This is a genomic window from Ruficoccus amylovorans (assembly GCF_014230085.1).
Lineage (GTDB): Bacteria > Verrucomicrobiota > Verrucomicrobiia > Opitutales > Cerasicoccaceae > Ruficoccus > Ruficoccus amylovorans.
Window position 1 is genome coordinate 1 of record NZ_JACHVB010000045.1, and the last position, 23633, is coordinate 23633.

Annotated in this window: 34 protein-coding genes; 26 read left to right on the forward strand and 8 right to left on the reverse strand. The window is 59.5% G+C overall.

What is annotated here, in order from left to right; translation table 11 throughout:
* Window positions 1-40: 40 nt before the first annotated feature.
* Entirely contained in the window at window positions 41-997 is a 957-nt protein-coding gene (locus H5P28_RS15315; RefSeq protein ID WP_281398168.1) for an IS30 family transposase, read from the forward strand.
* Between the two features lie 110 nt (window positions 998-1107).
* Here the strand turns inward: H5P28_RS15315 and H5P28_RS15320 are convergent, their stop codons facing one another.
* From H5P28_RS15320 to H5P28_RS15335, 4 genes are all read right to left on the reverse strand, one after another.
* A complete protein-coding gene (locus tag H5P28_RS15320) occupies window positions 1108-1725 on the reverse strand; it encodes a hypothetical protein (protein WP_185676589.1) in 618 nt (205 codons plus the stop codon).
* 63 nt (window positions 1726-1788) lie between these two features.
* A complete protein-coding gene (locus H5P28_RS15325; RefSeq protein ID WP_185676590.1) occupies window positions 1789-2199 on the reverse strand; it encodes a putative toxin-antitoxin system toxin component, PIN family in 411 nt (136 codons plus the stop codon).
* Window positions 2196-2561 carry a type II toxin-antitoxin system prevent-host-death family antitoxin gene (locus H5P28_RS15330; protein ID WP_185676591.1) on the reverse strand — a complete coding sequence of 122 codons (366 nt, stop codon included), beginning with the start codon at window positions 2559-2561 and terminating at the stop codon, window positions 2196-2198. The genes H5P28_RS15325 and H5P28_RS15330 overlap by 4 nt, the downstream gene beginning before the upstream one ends.
* A 470-nt stretch (window positions 2562-3031) precedes the next feature.
* Complete coding sequence (locus tag H5P28_RS15335) at window positions 3032-3463, reverse strand: rolling circle replication-associated protein (RefSeq protein WP_185676592.1); 432 nt, start codon at window positions 3461-3463, stop codon at window positions 3032-3034.
* A gap of 464 nt (window positions 3464-3927) precedes the next feature.
* Here H5P28_RS15335 and H5P28_RS15340 point away from each other — a divergent pair, with 464 nt between their 5' ends.
* The 3 genes from H5P28_RS15340 (at window position 3928) to H5P28_RS15350 (ending at window position 5488) form a co-directional block, all read left to right on the forward strand.
* Complete coding sequence (locus H5P28_RS15340; protein WP_185676593.1) at window positions 3928-4140, forward strand: DUF433 domain-containing protein; 213 nt, start codon at window positions 3928-3930, stop codon at window positions 4138-4140.
* Between the two features lie 722 nt (window positions 4141-4862).
* The gene (locus tag H5P28_RS15345) at window positions 4863-5099 is read left to right on the forward strand and encodes a DUF6364 family protein (protein ID WP_185676594.1); all 237 of its coding nucleotides are present in this window, start codon (window positions 4863-4865) and stop codon (window positions 5097-5099) included.
* Window positions 5096-5488 carry a type II toxin-antitoxin system VapC family toxin gene (locus H5P28_RS15350; RefSeq protein ID WP_185676595.1) on the forward strand — a complete coding sequence of 131 codons (393 nt, stop codon included), beginning with the start codon at window positions 5096-5098 and terminating at the stop codon, window positions 5486-5488. Before H5P28_RS15345 ends, H5P28_RS15350 begins: the two co-directional genes overlap by 4 nt.
* A gap of 4 nt (window positions 5489-5492) precedes the next feature.
* Here the strand turns inward: H5P28_RS15350 and H5P28_RS15355 are convergent, their stop codons facing one another.
* From H5P28_RS15355 to H5P28_RS15370, 4 genes are read right to left on the reverse strand one after another with little or no spacing between them, the layout of a single operon-like run.
* Window positions 5493-5888 (reverse strand): hypothetical protein, encoded by a 396-nt coding sequence (locus tag H5P28_RS15355; protein ID WP_185676596.1) that lies wholly within the window; start codon window positions 5886-5888, stop codon window positions 5493-5495.
* The gene (locus H5P28_RS15360; RefSeq protein WP_221773443.1) at window positions 5885-7420 is read right to left on the reverse strand and encodes a recombinase family protein; all 1536 of its coding nucleotides are present in this window, start codon (window positions 7418-7420) and stop codon (window positions 5885-5887) included. The genes H5P28_RS15355 and H5P28_RS15360 overlap by 4 nt, the downstream gene beginning before the upstream one ends.
* A complete protein-coding gene (locus tag H5P28_RS15365; RefSeq protein ID WP_185676598.1) occupies window positions 7417-7923 on the reverse strand; it encodes a DUF2924 domain-containing protein in 507 nt (168 codons plus the stop codon). The genes H5P28_RS15360 and H5P28_RS15365 overlap by 4 nt, the downstream gene beginning before the upstream one ends.
* An 8-nt stretch (window positions 7924-7931) precedes the next feature.
* Window positions 7932-8147 carry a hypothetical protein gene (locus tag H5P28_RS15370; RefSeq protein WP_185676599.1) on the reverse strand — a complete coding sequence of 72 codons (216 nt, stop codon included), beginning with the start codon at window positions 8145-8147 and terminating at the stop codon, window positions 7932-7934.
* 428 nt (window positions 8148-8575) lie between these two features.
* On the opposite strand from H5P28_RS15370, the gene H5P28_RS15375 reads away from it, so the two are divergent.
* The 22 genes from H5P28_RS15375 to H5P28_RS15475 all read left to right on the forward strand — a co-directional run bounded on the left by H5P28_RS15375 (window position 8576) and on the right by H5P28_RS15475 (window position 23581).
* Window positions 8576-9061, forward strand: coding sequence for a hypothetical protein (locus tag H5P28_RS15375; protein WP_185676600.1), 486 nt, complete (start codon window positions 8576-8578; stop codon window positions 9059-9061).
* A 72-nt stretch (window positions 9062-9133) separates the two neighbouring features.
* Window positions 9134-9499, forward strand: coding sequence for a hypothetical protein (locus tag H5P28_RS15380; protein ID WP_185676601.1), 366 nt, complete (start codon window positions 9134-9136; stop codon window positions 9497-9499).
* Window positions 9500-9684: 185 nt separating this feature from the next.
* Window positions 9685-10263, forward strand: a complete 579-nt coding sequence (locus H5P28_RS15385) for a sigma-70 family RNA polymerase sigma factor (RefSeq protein WP_185676602.1) — start codon at window positions 9685-9687, stop codon at window positions 10261-10263.
* Between the two features lie 77 nt (window positions 10264-10340).
* Window positions 10341-10640: a hypothetical protein gene (locus tag H5P28_RS15390; protein ID WP_185676603.1), complete on the forward strand. Its 300-nt coding sequence runs from the start codon at window positions 10341-10343 to the stop codon at window positions 10638-10640.
* 46 nt (window positions 10641-10686) lie between these two features.
* On the forward strand, window positions 10687-11652 hold the full coding sequence (locus H5P28_RS15395) for an ATP-binding protein (protein WP_185676604.1): 966 nt from the start codon (window positions 10687-10689) through the stop codon (window positions 11650-11652).
* Complete coding sequence (locus H5P28_RS15400; protein WP_185676605.1) at window positions 11649-12173, forward strand: siphovirus Gp157 family protein; 525 nt, start codon at window positions 11649-11651, stop codon at window positions 12171-12173. Before H5P28_RS15395 ends, H5P28_RS15400 begins: the two co-directional genes overlap by 4 nt.
* 4 nt (window positions 12174-12177) lie before the next feature.
* A complete protein-coding gene (locus tag H5P28_RS15405) occupies window positions 12178-12609 on the forward strand; it encodes a DUF669 domain-containing protein (protein ID WP_185676606.1) in 432 nt (143 codons plus the stop codon).
* Window positions 12596-14107: a DEAD/DEAH box helicase gene (locus H5P28_RS15410; protein ID WP_185676607.1), complete on the forward strand. Its 1512-nt coding sequence runs from the start codon at window positions 12596-12598 to the stop codon at window positions 14105-14107. The genes H5P28_RS15405 and H5P28_RS15410 overlap by 14 nt, the downstream gene beginning before the upstream one ends.
* Window positions 14107-16086 (forward strand): AAA family ATPase, encoded by a 1980-nt coding sequence (locus tag H5P28_RS15415; protein ID WP_185676608.1) that lies wholly within the window; start codon window positions 14107-14109, stop codon window positions 16084-16086. Before H5P28_RS15410 ends, H5P28_RS15415 begins: the two co-directional genes overlap by 1 nt.
* Window positions 16083-16514 carry a hypothetical protein gene (locus H5P28_RS15420; protein WP_185676609.1) on the forward strand — a complete coding sequence of 144 codons (432 nt, stop codon included), beginning with the start codon at window positions 16083-16085 and terminating at the stop codon, window positions 16512-16514. The genes H5P28_RS15415 and H5P28_RS15420 overlap by 4 nt, the downstream gene beginning before the upstream one ends.
* Window positions 16501-17010, forward strand: coding sequence for a hypothetical protein (locus H5P28_RS15425; protein WP_185676610.1), 510 nt, complete (start codon window positions 16501-16503; stop codon window positions 17008-17010). Before H5P28_RS15420 ends, H5P28_RS15425 begins: the two co-directional genes overlap by 14 nt.
* Complete coding sequence (locus tag H5P28_RS15430) at window positions 16967-17713, forward strand: hypothetical protein (protein ID WP_185676611.1); 747 nt, start codon at window positions 16967-16969, stop codon at window positions 17711-17713. Before H5P28_RS15425 ends, H5P28_RS15430 begins: the two co-directional genes overlap by 44 nt.
* A gap of 275 nt (window positions 17714-17988) precedes the next feature.
* Entirely contained in the window at window positions 17989-18618 is a 630-nt protein-coding gene (locus H5P28_RS15435) for a hypothetical protein (protein ID WP_185676612.1), read from the forward strand.
* Window positions 18615-20420 carry a terminase gpA endonuclease subunit gene (locus H5P28_RS15440; protein ID WP_185676613.1) on the forward strand — a complete coding sequence of 602 codons (1806 nt, stop codon included), beginning with the start codon at window positions 18615-18617 and terminating at the stop codon, window positions 20418-20420. Before H5P28_RS15435 ends, H5P28_RS15440 begins: the two co-directional genes overlap by 4 nt.
* An 81-nt stretch (window positions 20421-20501) precedes the next feature.
* A complete protein-coding gene (locus H5P28_RS15445) occupies window positions 20502-20717 on the forward strand; it encodes a hypothetical protein (protein WP_185676614.1) in 216 nt (71 codons plus the stop codon).
* A gap of 20 nt (window positions 20718-20737) precedes the next feature.
* Window positions 20738-21016 (forward strand): hypothetical protein, encoded by a 279-nt coding sequence (locus tag H5P28_RS15450; RefSeq protein WP_185676615.1) that lies wholly within the window; start codon window positions 20738-20740, stop codon window positions 21014-21016.
* Window positions 21017-21175: 159 nt separating this feature from the next.
* Window positions 21176-21538, forward strand: coding sequence for a hypothetical protein (locus H5P28_RS15455; protein ID WP_185676616.1), 363 nt, complete (start codon window positions 21176-21178; stop codon window positions 21536-21538).
* A gap of 30 nt (window positions 21539-21568) precedes the next feature.
* Window positions 21569-22024: a hypothetical protein gene (locus tag H5P28_RS15460; protein ID WP_185676617.1), complete on the forward strand. Its 456-nt coding sequence runs from the start codon at window positions 21569-21571 to the stop codon at window positions 22022-22024.
* Complete coding sequence (locus H5P28_RS15465) at window positions 22017-22211, forward strand: hypothetical protein (RefSeq protein WP_185676618.1); 195 nt, start codon at window positions 22017-22019, stop codon at window positions 22209-22211. The genes H5P28_RS15460 and H5P28_RS15465 overlap by 8 nt, the downstream gene beginning before the upstream one ends.
* 16 nt (window positions 22212-22227) lie before the next feature.
* Window positions 22228-22356, forward strand: coding sequence for a hypothetical protein (locus H5P28_RS19925; RefSeq protein ID WP_281398251.1), 129 nt, complete (start codon window positions 22228-22230; stop codon window positions 22354-22356).
* A 50-nt stretch (window positions 22357-22406) separates the two neighbouring features.
* Window positions 22407-22673 carry a transposase gene (locus H5P28_RS15470; protein WP_185673679.1) on the forward strand — a complete coding sequence of 89 codons (267 nt, stop codon included), beginning with the start codon at window positions 22407-22409 and terminating at the stop codon, window positions 22671-22673.
* The gene (locus tag H5P28_RS15475) at window positions 22667-23581 is read left to right on the forward strand and encodes an IS3 family transposase (RefSeq protein WP_185673678.1); all 915 of its coding nucleotides are present in this window, start codon (window positions 22667-22669) and stop codon (window positions 23579-23581) included. Before H5P28_RS15470 ends, H5P28_RS15475 begins: the two co-directional genes overlap by 7 nt.
* The last annotated feature ends 52 nt before the right edge of the window (window positions 23582-23633 follow it).

Genomic DNA, 23633 nt, shown 5'->3' on the forward strand with positions numbered 1-23633 from the left:
GCGAGAGGGTGCTTAAGCATGGCGGTTTGCGAGAACCAACATGTCAACAAGAAGCTACCGTCGCCTCCGCGTGGAGGATCGTCCCATTATTTATCGCATGCGTAAAGCCGGAAAGAGTCAGCGCGAGATCGCCCATTTTCTGGGGTTTTCTCAATCGAGCATCAGCAAGGAGCTGAGTCGTAATCGGGGGCTGCGCGGGTATCGTCCTGGACAAGCGCATGCCAAGGCGCTTGGGCGTCAGCAGTGCAAGCGTCGTCGTCACCGCGTGATCGAGGGAGAGTTGGAGGCCCTCGTGCGGGAGCGGATTGAGTGCAAGCACAGCCCCGAGCAGATCAGCGGAGCTCTGCGGCGGCAGGGGCGTCCGGCGCCTTCGCGTACGAGCATCTACACGTTTATCCAGGCTGACCGTGATCGCGGGGGCACGCTTTACCGGCACCTGCGCATCAACGGCAAACGCCGCTACCGGCACAAGAACAAAGCCAGCCGCCACAAGCTCCCGGCCCGCGTGGACATTGAGCTGCGGCCTGCGATCGTGCAGCGGCGCGAGCGTTACGGCGACTGGGAGGCGGACCTCATCGCCGGTTGCCGGGGTGGAGGCTACCTGCTGAGTCTTTACGAGCGCAAGAGCCGCTATGGGCGGCTGGCGCTGCTGCAAAGCAAAGATGCCAACGAGACCGCTGAGGCCATTATCGGCGTCCTGCAAGGCTACCGCGTGCACACCATCACCTATGACAACGGGCTGGAGTTCGCCGGACACCGGCGCGTCAGTGAGGCCCTCGGCGCAGCCGGATTCTTTTGCAAGCCCTACCACTCATGGGAAAAAGGCGGCGTCGAGAACTTCAACGGACTCGTCCGACAATACTTCCCCAAGGGCACAAACTTCCTCGATGTGGGCGAGCCTAGGCTCGCCCACATCGAAGCCCAACTCAACCAACGCCCACGCAAAACCCTACACTTCCTTTCTCCCAACAACCTCAAACTACACTTCGCCGCTTGACCACCTCAACCCAGCACAAAAATGATTCCTTAGAAGTTGGAATCCGCGAAATAAATTTTTCTTTGTATTCCATTTTAATTGTTTTATTGACCAGACAACCTCTTGGAAATTTATGAATTACACTGTGAAAAAAGATAGTCCCATCTCCTCTTTTTCATATCATTCATGAAATCCTCATACAGCCTCCACAACTCAATATATACTTGATGGTAAGATGTGTGTGACAATGGCTCACCCCATGATTCTACTATCCATTTTATATCGGTTTTCAATAGCAGGTTGAGATTCTTGTATCCGATTTCATTGTAACTATATGGCAACTCAGAGAGAAGGGCGCCGGGGACTATTTCCATTATACGAAACCCAGGCATCTCTGCTCTCTCACTGTAATCTATGGTAAACGATTCGATTACTGCTAAATGATATAGTGCCTTTAGGTCTTGGTCGTAATTAACTTTATTCCGTCTCTTTTTTTTGATTATCTGCCTAAGTGAGACACATGCCTGTATAAATGCGGCAGGAAGGGGTAAGTTTTCTAGTGCGATTGCAAGGCGACTATCATAATCAGTGCGCATTGCCATTAATCGGGCATGCCAAAATTCCCCTTTGCCAAGTTCGCATCGCAAAGTAGACCAAAAGGCCGCTTGATGGTCTATGCTATCCTTTTCGGAGCGAGCATTAAGCCATGTACTTTTCAAGGCATCAATAAATACTCCATCATATTTCATATCTATGGAATTCTATCTATGGGAGTGGGAGTCAATTTGAAAAAAAGTGCGTGAATTGCAGACTCACCTTGTACCCAGCAATTGAACAGCCTTCGCGGGGGTTAATATCTGGACCGGTGTGCATACTTCAGGCGGGAAATGGGCGGTGTTTCCCGTCACTAGAATTTGATCGGGGGTGCACAGGGCCGTTCCTAGAAACACTTCGTCGTCGGGGTCGGGAAGTTCGGGGGCTTCGGAGGGGGTAACCTGCGTTGCAGGGCCGAACGAGGTAAGAATGGCGGCCACGAAAGCAGGCAGCAGTTTGAATTTCGGACGCGATAAAACCATCCGGTACTCAGCGAGCATTTGCGAGGACCAAGCGAGGCGTATCTTTCCCTCGATGGCGGCGCGGAGTATCTTGTCGCAGTTGCCGCCGGGAGTGAGGACGGCAGACACTAAAACGTTGGTGTCAATGACCCATACGGGAACGTTCATGCCTGCTTGGATTTCTGCTTGCGGGCTTTGCGTTCGCTGCGGGCGGCGGCGATTTCGGCGTCAATCTCGTCCATCGTCAGCTCACTGGCTCCACTGCGGGCGGCTTCTGCCTGTGCGGCATCCAGTGCCCGACTCATGAGCAGGCGACGCAGCGCGTCCAGATCCGACTCGATCCCGTTGCCGCTGGCCGGAACAAGGTAAGCCGCAGGCACCCCGTTCTGAGTGATGACCTGGGGGCCTTCGGCGTTGGCCTTGCGCATGACCCTGCCGGGCTGCTTGGAGAGTTCACGGGTTGATATGAAAGAGACCATGTCGCAACCGTAGGACGATTGTCCGATTTTATCAAGGCAATAGCTGAACATTGTAAGCTGGCTGTAAGGGGGGGAGGTTTAAGGTTTTCTCTCCTCTGTCGGGTGTGGCCGCTCAAAAAAAGGGCCAGCTCCAGCGGTGTGGCGTCAGGGAACGACTTGAGCAGATTCAAGGCGTGATAAGCCCATTTCTTGCCGAGGCGTAGGCAGAGGGCATCCATTGACTCGCACCCGAGGATGTGAGCGAGCTGGGCAACGAGCTTGCGCCACTCCCTGCCAGTATCGAACCATGCGAAGGTTTGCGAGACGGCACGCCAGCCACGCGAATAGCGGACTATGCGAGCACCCTTGAATTGCTCGCCCCGGAAGTGGCTGCCCTTCTCCAGGTATTTGCCGACGTACTTGGCAATGCCTTCGGCGTTGGAGCGGATGGGCAGGAGTTCGCACCGGCCAAAACCGTAGTGACTGGCGATCTCACGAAGGTGTGCCCACAGGTGACGCAGTTCAGGGGAAGCGGTGGAGGCCTACTGCTTGAGCAGGGCATAGAAACGGGCGGTCTTGCCGTTGGTGCGGTATTCGTTCTGACACTCCCGGAAGGCCGTGAAGTCAAAGCCTGTGCGGATATCCGACCGGCAGACAACCACCAGATGATAATGAACCGCCCCGCGTTTCTGGGGTTCGACCACAACAACCGAGGCCTCGAAGTTCTTGCCAAGGATGTTTGAGCGGAACGAATTAAACCGGCGTTGCGCTTCACGGAAGTTCGTCACGTTATCGGCAAAGGTCAGCGTCAGGAAGCCCAACCGCTCGATCCCGAAGTGATGGGCCATGTACTCGATATTCTTTTCCAGCGCGAAGTTCTTCTTGAGTTCGCCCTGAGTCGGAGGGCCGAAGCGTTGTTGCGTGCCGTCCGGTAGATTGAGCCAGATTCTTGGCCCGTCCACCTTATGAATCATCCTCGGCGGGTGTTGCCTCAGAGCATTGGCAGCCTCTGTTATTGAGTTGTTTTTCTTTAGACAAGGAAGGGCGGCTGCGCCGCCCTCGGGGCCGCCGGGCAGTGCGGGCACGCCCTCCGGCGTGCTCCGCGCTGCCCCGTCGGCCCTCGCGGGAACTTGACAGCGGTTCCCCTGCTCAATGTAATCAGCACCATTCGAGAGGTTTTCCGCTTCCGATGTTTGCCCTTCGCCGTGTTGCCGCATGGCGGGGGCTTTTTTGTGCTCTGGCCTCACGGGCACTCACCCCCTTCCCGCAGGGACGGCGCACAAAGTTTAGGGGTAGTGTGCTGTGCGCCTATCAACGCAAAGGGGTGGCCCCCTTTGGAATCCCCCATGGGAGGATGGGGTTTTCCAAACAACGATTGAGATAAAGCAGCGGATGTGAGCAGGCTTGCGGAATCATCCCCGCGTGCTACGTTGCCGGGATGGACGCATGTATTGTGAAACGTGACCCGAACATCATGAGCGGTGCGCTTTGCTTCACTGGTACGCGTGTGCCGGTGCGCAATCTGTTTGATTCTTTGCGCAGCGGTGAGAGCCTCCAGGACTTTATGGAAGATTTCCCGGGCGTCAGCCGTGAGCAGATCATGGCCGTGCTCGAAGCTTCCGAGTCCCAACTCAACAAGCTGACACGCTAAGGGACACTTGCCCTTGATCAAGCAAGCCTGACTCACGACCGGCCCCCTTTCTGGTGGGAGCGCAGGACGTTGAGGATTCGCTTTTGGTGGCCTCGTGGCAGCTCAGGCCATGCAGCGATGATTCGCGCTAATTCAGGCGGAAATTCCCCGTGCGGAGTGCAATTTGGAGTGCAGGGGAGGGGAGTGCTTTCGTAACCCCCTGTCTGCTGGATGCTTAGTGAACGATTATCGCTGGTTCGATCCCAGCCCGGGCAGCCACTAAGTTAATGGCTAACTTTTGAACCCCGAACGGGTTAACGAAGCGCCCCGAGCCGACCCTGGCCGGGGATTTTTTGTAAGTGCGCGTCGGCAAAGACTTACGCGATTCTGATGCAGTTGGGGGATTTTCTGAGTTTTGAACGGTCAGGATGTTTCACATGCTGGACACCCCCCTGTCCAGGGTGTAAGTCCATTCTGAGGGCGCGAAATTCTCAGATTCTGCGTTTAACAGGCAAATTCGGTTAACAGCCGTCCAGGATAGGCGTCCATAGCGGTGTCGAAACAAGCAAGGTGTTGAATTTCAATGCCTTGTGGATGTTTGGATGGACGAAGGAAGTTCGTGCTTTTCGGAGTGGTCCCCATAGCGGGGTCGAACTAAACGGGGAAATATTGTCAGTGAAGAAAGCCGAAAATCGTGCAGGATTCTGTTGACCGTATGTATGAAATGCGTACCGTATATACGCATGAAGGCTCGCATATCCGTGACACTGGACCCGACGGTGAACCGCAAGGCCAAGAAGCTGGCGGCGCGGCGGGGAACGACGGTGTCGGGATTGATCGAATCCCTCCTGCGCCATGAGGCCGAGCCCCCGAAGCGTCCCCGGGTGGACGCCATGATCGGCTCTGCCGTCTTGCGCGAACGCGGCCCGGAAAACGATCCGCGATTCGACCGCCTTTCCCAGAAATACCTGCGCGGATGAGGATTCTGGTAGATACCGATGTGCTGCTGGATGTGGCCTTGGCGCGGGAGGCTTTTGTGGAGGCCAGCGCGGCGGTGCTCCAGTGGGTGGATGATGGCGGCGAGGCGGCGATTGCCTGGCATTCGATAGCCAATTGCTCTTACCTGCTGAAGTCCGGCGGGCGCAACTTTCTGGAAATGCTCCTCAATCTGGTGGAGGTGGCTCCGGTTGCCTCGGACGAGGCCCGGCGGGCGCTGGCGCTGCCCATGTCGGACTTGGAGGATGCCATGCAAGCGTCTGCAGCGCTTGCGTGGAAGGCGGATTACATTATCACCCGCAATTTGCCCGACTACCGGAACTCCCCGGTCAAAGCGATTACCCCGACTGCCTTTCTCGAATTGGCGACTTGACGCATCATCCTTGGAGCCGTTTCCATTCTCTTCGCTGCTTTTTCCAGTCGATGGTCTGGGCGATGGGCAGGACGCTACGGGTGGATATGGGGTCGCGTCCCTGAGTGGTGCGGGGGAGGAAAAGGATATCTTCTTGGATATCCGGGGCGAGGTTGAGGAGGCTCATGATCTGGGTGATACGGGCGCGGGTGACGCCGCCGAGGCGGGCCAGGTCGGCGTAGTCTGTGACCGTGCCCTGCTGGCGCAGCCCCTCGAAATGATGCGCCAGCGCCATGAGACGGGCGATGCGGGGGACGTTGCCCTCGGGCAGGTCAATGGGCATCGGAGGCGGCTGGGGCCTGCCGTTGCGGCCACGGGCCGGGCGGAAGGTAAAGGTGTGGGAAACGGTGTCGGTGTTCATGATGCCTGCCGCAGAATAAAATCGTTCAGACCGCTGGGATGAAAGTCGATCTGGACCTCGCCGGATTGGGCGTTGTAGCCGACGCGCTGGATCAACAGGTGCATGAGTTTGACCCGTTCCTCTCCGCGCAGGGCGTCCCAGATGCCGTCAAAGTCGCTCAATGCCCGGACCAGCGCCCGTTCGTCAAGGGTTTCTGTATTGATGTTTTCAATACACCGATTGACTTCGGCCAGCCGTCCCTGCTCGCGGGCGAGGCGGTCTTGAAGGGACGCAAGCTTGACCACGGCCTCTTCGTCGTTGGCTCCCGCCAGACGGTGGATTTCCTGTTCGGTGCGGGCGGCGGCGCTGCGCAATTGGCGGGCGTCGGCCTCCCATTCGCTCAACTGATCGGCCCGGCGCAGGCGGGCCTGCCGGATGGTCTCGGCGGCGAGTTGTTCGCTTTGGCCGATCACCTTGATCTTTTCGAGGACGAAGGCTTCGATGTCCCCGGCAGGTACGGTGCGGGTGGTGCCGGGGGTGTCGGCCCGCTTGATTACGTCGCGGTGAACATAGTAGCGGTAGTGGCGGTTGTTCTTGGTGGTAAAGCTGTGGTACATTGGGACGCCATCGGGCTCGGCGTAGAGAAGCCCGCGCAGGAGGGCGTGGGTCTTGTTGCGCTCGGGGCGGCGCTCGAGCACGCTGCGTCCCTCCATGCGGGCCTGCGCTTTCTTCCAGAGGCCGTGGCTAATGATGGCCTCGTGCTCGCCGTCGAAGACCTCTGTCTTCAAGGTGACCTTTCCTAAGTACTGGACGTTGGTCAGGAGGCTGTGCAGGCTGGACTTGCTGAAGGGCCGTCCCTCTTTGCGGATGCCCTTGCGCGTGGTATAGCTTTTCGTGGTCAAGCCCTCGGCGTTGGCCCAACGCAGGGTGGCGGTGAGGGACTCACTCTCCACGTAGTGCTCAAAAATCCGGCGCACCTGTTCGGCTTCCTCCGGGTTGACCAGCAGGCGTCCGCCGTTGGGAGCGACATCGTAGCCCAAGATGGGCGGGCCTCCGGTCCACTTGCCTTTGCGGCGGGCCGAGTGGATCTTGTCGCGGGTGCGCTCGGCAATGATCTCGCGCTCGAACTGGGCGAAGGAGAGGAGAATATTCAGGGTCAATCGCCCCATCGAATGCGACGTATTGAACTGCTGGGTTACCGAGACAAAGGAGCAGTCGTGCTTGTCGAGCGCCCCCATGATCATAGCAAAATCCAGCAGGCTGCGCGAGAGGCGGTCCACCTTGTAGACCACGATGCAATCGACCTGCCCGGCCTCGACATCGGCCATGAGAGCTTTCAATGCGGGGCGGTCGGTGTTGCCGCCGGTGAAGCCGCCGTCGTCGTAGTGCTCGGGGAGTGCCACCCAGCCCTCGTGGCGCTGGCTGGCGATGAAGGCCTCGGCGGCTTCGCGCTGGGCATCGAGTGTGTTGAACTCCTGCTCCAGCCCCTCGGTGACGGACTTGCGGGTGTAGATGGCGCAGCGGACGATTTTCTGTGAAGGCGTTGTATTCATGATTGTTGGGCGCATTTAAAGAAGATAAAACCGTTCCAGGATTTGCCGGTGACTTCGCGGGCGATGGCGGAAAGGGATTTGAACTGCTGACCGTTCCAGCGAAAGCTGTCATGCTCGACCAATACGCTGATCGTCTGTCCCTTGAACTCCCGCGTGAGCACGGTGCCGGGGGGCGGCAGGCGCGGATCACGCGCCGGGCTGTAGGGAGCGCGGAGCGCCTCGGTCACGGTTTGTTGCGCGGGTCGCTGCGCGAGTGTTTTCCGCTCGGTGTGGCAGACGCGCAGGTCGGCCTCGTTGGCCAGTTCCTGCGCCCGTAACCGGGCGCGTTCGCTGATGCCGCCGGAGGTGTCGGCCTGGATGCGCCAGGCGATGCGGCGCACGAGGTAGTCCTTGTTGCGGGAGCGGTTTTTCTCCCCGAAGACCTCGGCGTACCGGGCGCGAAGCTCCCCGACGCTCATCTGGCGCAGGGCGCGGATTTCTGTGGTTAATTGTAGGGTGTCCATGCTTGGGTTCAGTCTGGGTTGACGGTCGCATGGACGCTCTCTCCGCCCCCTTTATCAAGGCTTATAGGCGCGGATTCAGAGTTATTTTCGCAGGCTTCAGTCGCGCGACGCCGCCGGGCCAGCGGTCCCGGCTGTAACCGCAGAAACGCCCCGGCCAGCAGCCGGGCGACCGCCTCCAAGCGCTCCTGAGCCGAGAGGGTTTCAGGGTCTGGTGATGCTTCCATCTACCATGACTGCGCAGGTGCGGGTAAAACCGTCTCAAACACATTCTCGGAGTGTGGGAAGAATGAAAAAATTGAGCGGAGTACGTAGGAGCACTAACGAGCACTAAGAGCACGTACGAGCAGAGGAGCATGAATGAGTACAGAGGGGCTGATTGCTAACTAGCTGGTCCTCAGGGTACTAATAAATTTAGGTTTGCGATTTTTCGCCAACTCAATCATTGAGATGGATTATATTCGCTGCATTCGCTGTGTGTTTGTTATCTCTGATTCGCTCACCACTTATGTGGTGGATATTTATTACCCATTGTAAGCTAAAGGCTTATGATTTAAATTATAGGCATATGAACGTCCCGAAACCAAGAAACATGACCAAGAGCCAGAAGGTCTCTCAAGAGAGACTGAATCAACGGAGCAAATTGTGGCCCAACATGGATGCCTACCTATGGCATAGAAAAGCCTCTGTGGGTTTTACTACGATCCCTCGCATCATTGGATGCCTTTCGCCCGTTTTTAAGGAATTGAAGATCAAGGGTGATCCCAGCTCCGTGTACTTCGACTTATGGTGCCGAGCTTTCGACGAGCAATATGTTATCGTCAGAAGCGAGGACGACCTTGCGTTTACTGCCGGGTATTCGGGGCAACGAGCGAAAAGAACGTGGAAAGAGCATATCAGGGAATTGGCCCGTATGAAGTTCATCCTGACGCAAGGAAAGGGGAACACGGAATTTGGATATATTCTGATTCTGAATCCGTATGCAGTATTGGCGAATCTATACCTCTCGAAAAAAATTGAGGAGTTTACCTGGAATGCACTCCGTGAACGTTGCCTGGAGGTGGGGTCATTGGGTGAACTTGATGACGCCCTGGCTCTTGTGAAACCGAAGAAAGGCGACAGCGAATTTAATGATTTATAATAATAATTTGTAAAATTTTATGATCAACCGTTTTGCCTGGCACATTCTCATGTCATTAATCACTACAATCTTATGCCAAATCTACATTCTTTTCACGCTGCGGAAATCCCGCCAGATCCAGCTGGAAATTTCCAGTCACTGACCCCGAAGCAGCAGGAGCTTTTACGGAAGTTCCAGTCCATCGGCTGGGGATCGATGGAGGGCTTGGTCTTTCAGCGCGGAGACCCGGTCCTGCGTCCCATGCCCAAGGTGCGCCGGACGATTCGGTTGCGTTCGAGGAGTTCCCCGAAATCCGCTTGTCCCGCCGAGGACTTCAAACTGAAGGACGAATACATGTGTTTCTTCGGTTTTTTGATGGAGCAGCGGGATGGCTCCATCGCCCACATCGAGATACGCGATGGTCTTCCAGCCGAAATGAGCGTGGAAGAGGTCGCCTGATCGATTTTCATCGTTCTTACATTACCTTCTTTTAACCACCAGACAAACAAGCTGACCGCGAAGCGGAGGCCTTTGTGGGTGTCGTCTTTATGACGATCCGCAAAGGCCTCCGTTTTTTTGTGCCTGTCAGGTCCGCTTAAGGGCGATCCCGCGAGGGCTTCCTTCCCGGCCAGGGAAAGGAACCCTTGTCACAGAATCAGTACCCGGGCGTCGATGCCCGCCTCGTTTCCAGTGTTCGTAGCAAAAGCCAGCGGCTGATCGGTCGCTACGGTATCCGCCCGGAGGACTTGGACGATCTCCATCAGGAGTGGATCGTTCGTGTGATCCAGACCCCTGAATACGCGAACCGGGATCATCCCCGGTTCACCACCTATATCGGGCGGATCATCGACCGCCTGCTCATCGCTGAAATCCGCCGCCGTGAAAGTGAGAAGCGAAGCTATGCGCTGGAAGCATACTCGCTCGATGATTACCTCGATCAGTCCGAGGCCGAGCAAACCCGGCAAGAACTCGTGTGCGAGGAGGATTACCTGAGCGCTTTCGGCAACCGCTTCACGGATTTGCGGGAGACGGTCGCCAACCGGCAGGATGTGGCGGCTTTCCTTGCCGAGTTGCCCAGTGACCTGCGGAGCCTCGCGTTGTTTCTGAGAGATAACCCGATTGAGCATTATTCCCATGTGGTGGGGATATCCCGGGCAACGGCTTTCCGGCGGCTGCAAAAGCTCAGGCAAGCCGCCTGTGCATTTTTCTCTGAAAAAACCTGAGACGGTTTTCGCGGCCACGGCGCAGTCACCCCTTACCGGGTCACGGTGACGAATGAACGTCCGCCCGGTAAATACCTATGTCTCATCCGTATTATCATTACCGGATCAAGGGAGGCCTGCCCATCGAAATCGTGGGCGAACTCCTGTTCCTCGCGGCCCTGGCCGTCGAAAGCCTGCACGGGCGCAGCGCCCTGCGCATGGACGGCGTCTTCCGTCTGCATAAAGCGCGGCGCACCTGCCTGATCAACGCCTCCACCCCGGTCGGGCGCGACATCGCCCGCGTCTTTACCGGACTGCTCACGCGCCTGATCGGGGAGCGATCCTTCAAGGTCCGGCTCACCGAGGAGCTTTCAGGCAGCGGGGCTTTGCGGCCCTAAGCGCGGCACCCCGCGCAAACATCCTATCACTTTAAAAATTTACCTTATGTTCAAGAAAGCGAAACGCACCCAGGCGAAGATCAAACTCGCCATCACCGGCCCGGCTGGCAGCGGCAAGACCTATTCGGCCCTGCGTCTGGCGCGGGGACTGGTCGGCCCCGGCGGCAAGATCGCCCTCATCGACACCGAAAACGGCTCGGCCTCCCTCTACAGCGAGCAGTTCGACTTCGACGTGCTCAATCTGGAGCCGCCCTTCGAGGACGCCTCCTTTATCGAAGGTATTCAGGGGGCGGTGAACGCAGGCTACGAGGCCCTCATCATCGACTCGGCCAGCCATTTTTGGGAGGCCATCCTCGACTACAAGGACAAGCTCGACCGGCGTGGCGGCAATTCCTTCACCAACTGGAATGAGGCCGGAAAGCACTTCAAGGGCGTGCTCAACGCGGTGCTGCATTCGCCCATCCACGTCATCGCCTGCCTGCGCTCCAAAACCGAATACATCATCGAGACCAACGAACGGGGCCGCGTCGTCCCGCGCAAAGTCGGCCTGGCCCCCGTCATGCGTGACGGCATCGAGTACGAGTTCACCACCGTCTTCGACATCGACCTGTCCCATCAGGCGGCGACCTCGAAAGACCGCACCGGCCTGTTCACCGACAAGGTCTTTCAGGTCACGGAGGAAACCGGCCAGCAGATTGCCGGGTGGCTGACGGCCACTGGCGGGCAGGCTGCTCCTGAAGCCCCCTCTACCCAACCGGCTCCTGCCGCCAAACCCGTCCCGGCGTCGCACCCTGCCGACTCCGGCAAGCCCGCCACCGATCAGCAGATCAAAAACATTGAGGCCCTCTGGCAGCGGCTGGGGTATGGGCAAGAGCAGAGGCAAAAGCTCTTCCAGTGGCTCGACGCCGAGGCGCTCAAGGGGGCGGAAAACTGGACGGACCTGACGCAGGAGCAGGCTGCCCGCGCCATCGGCTTTCTCAGCAAGAAGGCGTCGGAAGGGGGGGCGGCATGAAGCTGTACGAAACGTATCTCGCCCTTGAGCAGCTCTGGGAGCAGGTCGAGGACATCCTGAGCGGGGATGTATCCGAAAACCATGACGGTAGCCCCGTCACCCCGGACGATGCGCTCGACTGGATCGAGCAGGCGCTGGCCCGCATCGAGGATGAACGCGATGTCAAGGCGCTCAACATCGCCTGCCTGGTGAAAAACTTCCGGGCCGAGGCCGAAGCGCTCAAGCAGGAAAAGTTGCGCCTGCAGCGCCGTCAGCAGGCGGCGGAAAAGACCGCCGAACGCCTCACCGGGTACCTGGAGCAGTTTCTCGAACCGGGCACCCGCCTGAAGGATGCCCGGGCCACCATCGGCTGGCGCAAGTCCGAGGCCGTCAACTGCTGGAGCGATCCGGGGCTGCTCCCGTCCGAGTTCCAGCGCGTGAAAGTTGAGCCCGACATCGCCGCCATCAAAGCCGCCTTGAAGCAGGACCAGGAGGTGCCGGGGGCCGAGCTTCAGCTAAAAAACCACATCCAAATCCGTTAGGCATATGAAATACACCTCTCAAAACGCCGACAATTTCCCGCGCTTCGTTCCCAACGGCGACTACCTGGTCACCGTGGTCGAGGCTTCCGAGACCTTCTCCAAAGCCGGGGATGAAATGATCAAACTCAAGCTCGAGGTGGAGGGCCATGGCGTCCATCTCTATGACTACCTCGTCGCCACCGAATCGAGCTTCTGGAAGATCGACACCTTCCGCAAGGCCATTGGTGACCGGGTAGTCGAGGGCGAGGAAGTCAACCTCACCGCCGCCGCCCTCGAGGGCCGTCAGGGCTATGCCCGGCTCCGCATCGAGGAATACCAGGGCAAGAAAAACAACCGGGTGGAGCTATGGATCACGGACCGTGCGCCGAATGCCACCACCGCCCGCAGCAACCCGCCCGCGCAGGCTCAACCGGAGGATGACGATGTCCCGTTTTGACCTTCGCCCCTACCAGCAGGAGTTTCTCGCCGCCGTGCGCCGGGACTTCCGCGAGCACGATCATCTCCTTGGCGTCGCGGCCACCGGCTCTGGCAAGACCATCCTCGCCTCCGAACTGATGCGCGGGTGGAACGGCAACTGCCTGTTCTTGGCCGACGCGCAGGAGCTGGTCCACCAGAACGCCGACAAGTTCTTTCGCTACGCCGGGGAATTCGCCGGGGTGGAAATGGCCGACTCGAAAGCCCTTCTTGGGGACCGTGTCGTTGTCGCCACTACGCAGAGTATCTGCCGTCGCCTCGACAAGTGGCCACGGGATTACTTCGGTCTCGTGATCGTTGATGAGGCCCACCGCAACACGCTGGGCGCGATGGCCGCGCAGGTGCTGTTGCACTTTGAGTCGGCCAAGGTGCTCGGGGTGACGGCCACCCCGTTCCGTTCCGACCGCCGCCAACTCGGCAGCTTTTATGAGAAGATTTCCGTCGAGATCGGACTGGCTCGTCTGATCAAGGAAGGCTGGCTCTCGCGCATCCTCATCAAAAGCGTGCCTTTGCCAGTGGACTTGTCGCAGGTGCGCACCACGGCGGGCGATTACAATGAGGGGGATCTGGGCGAAGCCATTGTGCCCCACCTGCGGCAGGCCGCGCGGCTGATTGCCGAGCACGCCCATGGGCGTCGCACCGTCGCCTTCCTCCCGCTCATCGCCACCAGCCAGGCCTTCGTGCAGGCCTGCCATGAGGAAGGCATCCGCGCCGTCCACGTCGATGGTAACGACCGCGAGGGACTGCGGGCCTACGAGCGGGGCGAATTCGATCTCGTTTCCAATGCTTCGCTGCTCTCCACCGGCTGGGACCACCCGCCCACCGATTGCGTCTTCATCCTTCGCCCCACGAAAAGCCTGTCGCTGTTCCAGCAGATGGTCGGGCGCGGCACGCGCATCGCAGAGGGAAAGGAAAACCTCCTGTTACTCGATCCGTTGTTTTTGACGGACGATCACTCGCTGATCAAACCGGCCCGGCTCATTGCCCGTTCGCAGTCCAATGCCGCCGACCTGAGTGAGCGGCTGTCCGGGGGTGGCGAGGTCGATCTTCTGGAGGCCGAAGAGAGCGTGGTGCAGGACCGGGAGTCAAAACTCGCGGAAAAATTGCGCCTGACCGCGAAGCGGAAGGCCCGCACGGTCGATGCCATCGAGTTCTGTCTCAGCCTGCACGCAGTGGATGCGGCGGACTATGAGCCGGAGTTGTCGTGGGAGTGCAAGCCGCCCAGCGACCGCCAACTGGAAGCGCTCGCCCGCGCCGGGTTCGACACCGACAGCATCGTGTATCGCGGGCACGCCTCGAAGATCCTCGACCTGCTCTTCACGCGCCGGGACATGAAGCTGGCCACGCCCAAGCAACTGGCCTGGCTGCGCAAGACCGGGCATCCCAGTCCGGAGACCGCGACATTCGACGAAGCCAGCGAATGGCTCTCGGACTGTTTCGGTGAAGGGAGGGCCGTGTAATGGCGCTGCGCTACACCTCCGCTCCGGCCATTCCCACCGACTTCCGGCAAGTGGCCGAGTCCGTGCTCGGGCCGGTGGACTGGATCGATGAGCACTCCGGGTACTGCGCGTGCCCGGGTGCCCACCGGCACACCACGCCCTCCCGCGAACGCGATTGCCGGGTCTATCTGGATGCCGACAACGGCCACGCGCCCACCGTCCACTGCTTTCATGACAGTTGTCAGGAGGAAGTCGCCGCCGCCAACTTTGCGCTGCGTTCCACCCTCGGCAAAGTCGCGGTCCAGGCGGGCGATCATCACGAGTTCGTCCGCCGTCAAAACGGTTTTGACAGCGGGACAGACCCCTTCGAGACCTTCCTCAAGGCGTGCTTCGAAGCGGATGATATCCTCTCGCTCGCGCCGGGTACCTTGCCCGATGGGGAGACCCGGCCCATCCCCGAGCATGGTGGTATCAACGTTTTCACCCGTGATCAGTGGCTGGAGAAGGTCAGCGCCAAGGGTGGTATCGAACGGCTGTTCTCCACGCGGCATGGTCTTTACATCCGCATCAACCCGGTCACTCCGAAATCCAACGGCTCAGACAAAGATGTGACGGCCTTCCGGCACACCCTGATCGAGAGTGACCGCATCCCCAAGGCCGAACAGGAACGCATCCTGCGCGACAGCGGGCTGCCCATTGCCGCCCTCATAGACTCGGGCGGGCACAGCATCCATGCCTGGGTGCGCGTCGAGGCCAACTCACGCGATGAATACCACGCCCGGCGCGAACGCCTGTGGCAGTCGCTCCCCGAAGGCTTCGTTATCGACAGTCAGAACCGCAACCCCTCGCGCTTCTCGCGTTGTCCGGGTGGCCGTCGTGGGGATGCCGTCCAGAAACTCCTTGCCGTCAATCTCGGCCCGCCGTCCTTCGAGGCATGGGAGCGCGAGGGCGACGGGCTGGGACTGGCCGAGCCCCTACGCGTGTCCCAACTCGGGGACTACGATACCACCAATGACCCCAACAACGTGCTGGGCAACCGCTGGCTGTGCCGGGGCGGCAGTCTCGTCATTGTGGGCCAGTCCGGCATCGGAAAATCGTCCTTCTCCATGCAGCTCGCGGTCATGTGGGCGTTGGGCCTGCCCGTGTTCAACATTCGGCCCGTGCGCCCCCTCAAAAGCCTGATCATCCAAGCCGAGAACGACATTGGCGATCTGGCCGAGATGTACCAGGGCGTTCGTATCGGCATGGGCTTGAACGACAGCCACCGCCCCCTGTTGGAGGAGAATATCATCTTCTACCGCGACACGATTCATAGCGGGGCGGATTTCGCCAAGACGGTTGACGTGCTCATCCAGCGCCACAAACCGGACCTCGTTTGGGGCGACCCCTTACTCAACTACATCGGGGACGACGCCAGCCAGCAGAAAGTGATTTCCGAGTTCTGCGGACGGCAGCTCAATCCGATCTCCGAGCGCACCGGCATCATCTGGTGCTTCATGCACCACACCGGCAAGCCGCCCTCCGACTCGAAGGCCCGCAGCCATTGGACGGGATCGGACTACGCTTACAGCGGTCTCGGCTCCTCCGCACTCACCAACTGGGCGCGTGAGGTGGCCGTGCTCATGCGGGCAAAGACACCGGATGGCCAGCCCCCGACATTCCGCTTCGAGCTGTGCAAGCGCCGTCGCCGCGCCGGGATGATGGACACCCAGGGCAATGCCTCCGAGGCCATCTTCGTTCGCCATGGCCAGACCGGGATCTGCTGGCAGCAGTGCCCGGAGCCGAAACAGGAGGAGTCCACCGGCAAGTACACCATCGGTGGCAAATCTCCACGCGGGGGGCGTCCCAAGTCCCTGGAGACTCCCATCACCGAGTTCGAGCACATGGAGCAGCTGACCCGAGAACAGGAAGCTGACCTGTCCGCCAAATACGCCATCTCGGCCTCCACGCTGCGCCGCCGCTGGCGTGAACACCAACTGGGCCAAGGAGGACAGCAATGAAACCGGAAACTCTTCGCAAGTATTTCGGGGACATGCCGCCCCTCGAGCACTATCCCCTGCGCGATTACCGTGAGTTTCGCTGGGAGGACTCGGAGGTTGTCGAATACATCTCAAGTCATCCGCAGTTCATGACGAACCTCTTTTGTCAAATCCGCCAATCGGGTGCCGTCGTATTCGACCCGGTCACTAAAACGTGGCGCGGATACCGTTATCACCAACAGGCGAAATCAGGCTGCTGTCAAAACTCGCCGTCAAAACCGGACTCTTTTTCCTCATCGCCGCTGTCAAAACCCCATCCCTATATCTCCGATATAGGGATGGGGGGTGTTTGTGACAGCAGGCAATCCCCTGACCCCTTGGTGACAGCGGCGGTCAATTCTGACAGCGGGGAAAAAACGGAAAGGCAAGTGGGCGATGAGCCGTGGTGATTACGAGGATCGCCAGCGCGAGCGCGACCGTGAGTACGCCGATGCCTGGGCCAAGCTTTCCGCGAAGGAACGCAAACGGCTCGCCAAGGCCGGGATCACCGGACCGGACCTGCCCGTTTACCACACCGGCAAGCACGATCAGGACGCCCTCCTTGATCACTGCGCTGCCCCGGTGGAGACCCCACAGGAAACCGCCACCAACTCCGGTTACAGCCTGATCGATGTGGCCCGGATGGTGATCGCTGAACTCATCGCTCACAACAACATCGAGCTTGCCATCGACTGCTTGTCGCTGGTGACCGGCCTGAGCTATGGCGGTCAGTCCATGACTGACATCGCCCGCAAATACGGAATCAGCCGCGCAGCCGTCAGCAAACGCTGCGTGGGGATCTCCGACGCCCTCGGCCTGCCTCCCTCGCGGGCCATGCGTCGGTTGACAGCACGACAAACCTATGCCCGACATGCAAAACAATCCCATGACCGAAATTCCCACTGAGTCCCCCGCTTATCGCATCAGCCCGATGGGCATCGAGTTTACGGGGGAGGTCAGCTTTCAGGAGTGGACCGATCTTGGTAAGAAACTCGGTGACGCCGGACGTTGCCTTGGCTTCCTCATTGGCGACTGGATCAACTATGGCGAAGGCAAAGGGCCTCGCTTCTATGGCGCAGAGGAGGATGAAAACGGCCAGAAGAAAAACATCTACACCCCGGCCATGAAGATCACCGGGCTGGACTACAATACGCTCTCCACCTACGCCGGTGTTGCACGAAAAGTGAAATTTTCGATGCGCGTCGAAAATTTGTCATTCGATCATCACCGCAAGGTCGCACCATTGAAAACCGATGAGGAAAAGCGCAAGTGGCTCAGGATTGCGAATGAGGAACGTAAGAAACAAGACGACAAGCCGATGTCCGCCCGCCGCTTGGCCAAGTCGATCCTCCTCGGACGCGTGGCCAAACCCGAAGACATGATGGTGTCCGAGGTTGACCGCAAGCGCGAGAACATGACCTACTACGTCACCCGCATCGTCGTGCTCTGGGGCAAGTTCAAGCGCAACGGCGTGGTCACCCCCGATGACACCGACACCATGCTGAACCTCATCGACGAGTTGCGGCCTGTGCTCAATATTGTCCAAGAGTTGCGCCAGGGCATCGATCAGGCCGAGGGGGGTGGGGCAGCGGGGTCCCATATCGACTAATGCGCGATGGGGTCCGCCACCAGCGCCCTCAAGTAGAGAGAGACCCCTTTTTTCGCGCTTTACACTTTCACGCAAAAGGCGGGAGGCCCCAAAAGCCTCCCGCCTTTTATTGATGAGGAATGCAGGGTGACAGGCGCGTTCTCGGGCATCGAGAAAGGTATCAAATGTGTAAAGTAAACCCTGTAAAGCTTTACACCCTTTGCGCGGGTGGAGTGTAAAGCAGCTTTGGCCGGGGGAAATGTTCAGATGAGGGCCGTTGACAGTCTCTATTTGGTATGGAGATCCCCGCCAAAACAACGTCTGGCATCACCCCCGAGGTGGCCGAACGCATCCTCGCCAAGGACTACGCCAACATCGTCAAGAAGGTCACGGAGGGCAAACCGCTCTCCAAAACCGAACGCGATTTGATTCAGGCCAAAGCCGAATCCGTGGCGGACGACTCGATCACGGTGGCAAAGGATTTGACCGAGCTGGCAACGGTCCTCGGGGTTAGTCGCCAGACGGTTCATGCGTGGCGCAAGCTGGAGGGTGCCCCTGCCCCGGCTGCCAACAGTTCACACTCGGTCATTGAGTGGCGTCAGTTCATCCGGGATCAGAACCTCAATCCGGGCAAAACCACCACCGATCGTCAGGAGGCCCTGAAGGCCCGCAAGCTTTTAGCCGAGGTGGAGCAACGGGAAATCCGCACCGCCATCTTGAAGGGCGAATATGTTTCTCTCGATGAAGTCCGTCTGACCTGGACGACGCAGGTGGGCAAGGCCATCGCGCTTATGCGGGCGAAGTTCGAATCGGAACTGCCGCCGATCCTGTCCGTGCTGGACGCCATCGCCATCCAGCGCGAGTGCGCCGCCGCCATCGATGAGGTCTGCACCACGCTCCATAACGGAGGAACCTGCACGCCGTGAACAAACTGCGTTCCATCTGGTGCAATGCCTGGCGTTCTCCGGACCGTCGTCCCCCTTGGCTGTGGTGCGAGGATCATATCCCGGCCATTCCGTATTCGCCTATGCCGGGGCGGTTCCGCTCCGACAACTCTCCTTGGCTTCGGGAAGTGATGGAGGCCATCGTCGATCCGCAGGTGCGGGTGGTCTCTATCATCGCATCAATCCAATCCTCTAAGACGACGGGACCGGAACTGACCCTTTGCTACATCATCGCCAACCTGTCCGGCCCCACACTCTGGCTGGACCAGACCGACGAGGACGCCAAGGACCAGTCCGAGTCACGCCTTCAGAAGCTGTTCGATGAATGCGAGCCGGTGAAGGCGCTCTTTCCTGCCGACCGCCACAAGCGTCGCAATACCACAATCCACTTCGCCAATGGCATGACCCTGTGGGTACTCGGGGCTCACAACAAGACCAACCTCCAGCGCCGGTCCATTCGCTGGTTGATTGGCGACGAGACGTGGCGTTGGCCGCAGGGGCACATGGCCGAAGCCGAGGCCCGCGTCACCGCGTTCGGCTGGCTGGGCAAGTGCATCTTCCTCAGTCAGGGCGGCGAGGAAGACGACGACACCCACCGCAAATTTGAAACCACCGACATGCGCGAGTGGACCTTCGTCTGCCCCTCGTGCGGCACCCGCCAGCCCTTCTTGTGGGAAAACGTCGAGTGGTCGAAGGACTGCAAAGATGCGCAGGAGCAGTATGACTTTGAAAAGGTCCGGGCCAGCACGGTGCTGCGCTGTCCGCATTGCCAGCATGAGATTGCGGACAGTGACGAGCACCGCCGCAAGCTCAACGCCACCGGGGAGTTCGTTGCCCAGAACCCCAATGCTGCCCGGGAAAACATCGGCTTTCACTGGAACAGCCTGGCCTCCATGTCGTGGGGCAAGCTCGCGGAGTTGTACCTACGGGCGAAGCTTGCCGCCCGCAAGGGTGACTCCTCTCTCCTTCAGCAGTTCTATCAGAAGCGTCTGGCGCTGGCGTGGCGCGAGTTCGTGGAGGATTTCAAGGTGGAGATTGCCACCAGCGCCTATCACCTGGGCGAAGTCTGGTCGGACGAGGCCGCGCTTGGTTCTCGCGGCAAAGTGATCGCCGCCCCTTTCCCCGATGGCGTTACGCTGGTGCCCCTGCGCTTCCTCACCGTGGATGTGCAGATGGACCACTTCTTCCTCGTGGTGCGTTCATGGTCCGCTGAGGGGGCCTCGCGCCTGCTCTGGTGCGAGCGTGTGGTCACGTGGGAAGAGTTGGAATCCATCCAACAGCGTTTCCGTGTGCATGACTCGCTGGTGTTCGTCGATGCAGGGTACAACAGCTATGAGGTTTACCGCCAGTGCGCCCGCCACGGCTGGACCGCCCTGATGGGCGACGCCCACAGCACCTTCGTCCACAAGACCCCGCAGGGACCGGTCCAGCGGTTCTACTCCCCGGTGCGCAGGATCGCGGTGTCGCGAGGGCTCGTCTGCCGCATGCATTATTGGAGCAACCTCCAGATCAAGGACGTGCTCGCCCGCCTGCGCCGGGAGCACACCGCCGATGGCTCTCCGCTGTGGCAAGTGCCCGGCGACATCCCCGAGGACTACCTCCAGCACATGGAGTCTGAGCAGCGCGTTAAGAAGAACAGCAAGTGGATTTGGGAGCAGATCGGCAGCCGACCGAACCACCTCTTCGACTGTGAAGCCATGAGCGTGGTCGCCGCCGTCATGCTCAAGATTATCGGGCGCGAAGCGGTCGCCGTGGAGGGAGAAGATAAATCTGCAAATACTTAAATATAAACGAGTAATAGCCTTGATGGCTTCGCGTATGAGAGCGTGTATGCGTTCAGAAACCACAAACCATTGGAGAACAACATGAAGCAGAACGCAAACACCCCCATGACCCGCGAAGCACTCCACGCCCTGTCCGCCGAAACGCTGACCGAAATACGCGACGCCTACTACAAAACGGGCGAAGGGATTTTGAGTCTGGCCGACAGCGCCAGCCACCTTGGCCAGCAGGAACAGGAAGCCATCCGCCACCTGCGCCGCGCCTTCGAAGCGCTCGATCACCTCGGCATCAACCTCTGAACCGGAAAGGAAACTCCGCCATGAACGATTCCCGTAGCACCTTCACGCCGCTTTGCGCCCGCAAGCCCACCACTTGGGACGAGTGCCCCCGTCACCGCCATAGCGAAATGCCCGAGTGGCAGCGCGAGCTGATCCGAAAACTGCCCATGATCGGGACCGACGCGGCCACCCCGATGGAGGCCTTCCTCGGGGACAACCCGCCCCTCGAATGTTTCGTGGTGATCACCGGCGGGCGCTGCTTCTACGTTAACGCCGAGGGCTATAGCTACGCCCGGTACGCCTTCCGGATCGACGGCTGAACCACCACCACGCCGCTCCCGCCAATCGGGGGCGGCACCGCCGAAACGGCCCGCCAAATAAAATACGCAAGTTGTTTAAAATAAAGGACTAATAGGCTTGATGGCGTCAAGAATAAGAGCGTCTATGCGTTCAGAAACCACAAACCATTGGAGGACAAGATGAAACAGAACACCACCACCACGAACGCCAACTACACTACAGCTCCGAGCGAGGACTCCTGGGGCTTTTACGGGATCATCCAGCACAACGAACACATGAACGAAGCCGAAGCCGCGCAGGCCTTTGCCGCCGCGTTTGAGATTTTCCGTAGCGCCCCGTGGCAGCCCACCGACATCGCCATCCGCAATTTTCTGCGCAGCCGCTGGGGACGCCACTTTGCCGACTCCACCAGCTCCTACGACGGCTCGCTCAAGAGCCGCATCCAGCAGGCCTCCGGCGCAAAATGGGTCGCGCAGGAATTCGCGAGCCTCGTCCGCCAGGGCTTCGACAAGGAGCTTTTCGAAGACGACGACATCGCCTGAGAACATCAACCATCAACATCAATCACAATCATGAACTGGACCACCAAGACCCTCAACAAACGCGAAGTGCTCGTCAGCGGGGACTTCAGTATCATCCCCTGCAAAAACGGACGCCAGCAGTTGCGCGAGTCCGGCAAGATGCGCGGGACCTTTACCGACGCATCCGCCGCTCAGGCGCACGCCGTATTCCTCATGGACCAGCGCCAGCCACCCGCCCCGAAGCGTGAGCGCAGAAGTGGTGGCGGCTCCGTCCACCCGAAGGTTTTTGGCTTCTCGGCTTGCGCGGTGCTGAAAGCGCTCGGGCAGGCCGGGGTCAAATACCCCGAGGCCGATGCCATCCTCAAGCGCCACGGCATCGAGATGCCCAAGGCTTCCGTCAGCGTCCAGTTGGGCTTCGGGCGCAACGAACATACCTGGCAGCGCCACGGCCAGCCCGCCCCGCTCACGCCGGAGCAACTCAAGGCACTGGGGGTGGTCCATGACTGAGCAGGAACGCGAATACGTCCACGCGCTGGAGCAGGCCGTCCTTCAGGCTGAACACGTGATGGCCGACTGGGAATGCGCCCGTGAGAAAGGTTACATTCGCAATGCCCAGCGCTTCGTCTTCGGCACCGCCGATCACATCCGGCGTGTGCGCAAGGAGCGCGATGCGGCGTCATCCCACGACGGTTGACATCACCAGCAACGGCATGAGCGATACGCCTGCCGTTGCCAGTTCTTCCCACCCGCGTAAATCCCGCGCCCTGATCAGCGGCATCGATGTGTGGTGCCAGCACGACAAGCTCGTTCCTCTGGACGACATTGGCGTGACCTCCTAGAATCGTACCATTGCGTTTGAGACCCTGGCGGGTAGAACCCGACCAGAAGTATGAAACGAAAGAGATACACCGAAGAGCAAATCGTGGCGCTCCTGCGCGAGGCAGACGAAGGCCGCAGCGTGGACGATGTTTGCCGCGAGCACAATGTGAGCAAAGCGAGCTTCCATCGTTGGAAGAGCAAGTACGGACAGATGGAGCTGCGCGATGTGAAGCGTCTGAAGGAGCTTGAGCGCGAGAACGCCGAGCTGAAGAAACTGGTGGCCGACCAGCTTTTGAACATCAAAGTACTGGAGCAGGTAAACGCAAAAAAATGGTAAGCCCGGGGCACAAGCGCGAAGCGGTGCGCGAGGTGGCCGAGTCGGGAACGTGCTCGTTACGGGCCGCCTGTCGGTATCTTCGTCTGCACTGGTCGAGCTTCTGCTACCGGGCTAAAACCGCCACCGACAAGATGGTTCGCCTCGTGCGTGCGATCATCGCGGTGAGCCGGACCAACCCGCGCTACGGTTATCGTCGCGTACGAGCGCTGCTGGCCAACGAAGGCTGGCAGGTCAGCCGCAAGCTGGTACAAAAGGTACGCCGGGCTGAAGGGCTGGGCGTGAAGCCGCCGCGCCCCCGGCAACGGCGTCAGGGCAAGTCCACCGGCAAGATCCCGACCGCGGCGACGCATCCGCGGCACGTGTGGAGTTGGGACTTCGTGGCGGATCGCACCGACAATGGAGCGCCTCTGCGGGTGCTCAGTCTGATCGACGAGTTTACCCGCCAGTGCATCAGCCTGACGGTGGCTCGCGGGCTGAAGTCAGCCGACATCGTCGCGGCCTTGGACAAAGCCATCGCCAAGCACGGTGCTCCCGAGCACATCCGTTCCGACAACGGGCCGGAGTTTATCGCTACGGCGACCAAGGACTACCTGGAATCCAAACGCATCAAAACCCTCTACATCGAGCCGGGCTCGCCCTGGCAAAACCCTCACGTGGAGAGCTTCCACAACCGCCTGCAGGACGAGTGCCTCAAGCAGGAGTGGTTCCTCTCCCTGACCGAAGCGCGCGTCGTCATCGAAAACTGGCGACGCAAATACAACAGCCAGCATCCGCACAGCCGTTTGGGCTTTATATCCCCCGACGCCTTTGCCAAACTCTGGCATCAAACCAAGGCAGTGCTTGGCTCCGTTCGCCCTACGGGCTCACTGCACCAAGCACTCCCGCAAACCATAACCCAACCAACATAATCCTACCCAGCCAGCGTCTCATCGCTCTGGTACGAAAAGTGGGGGCCGACCA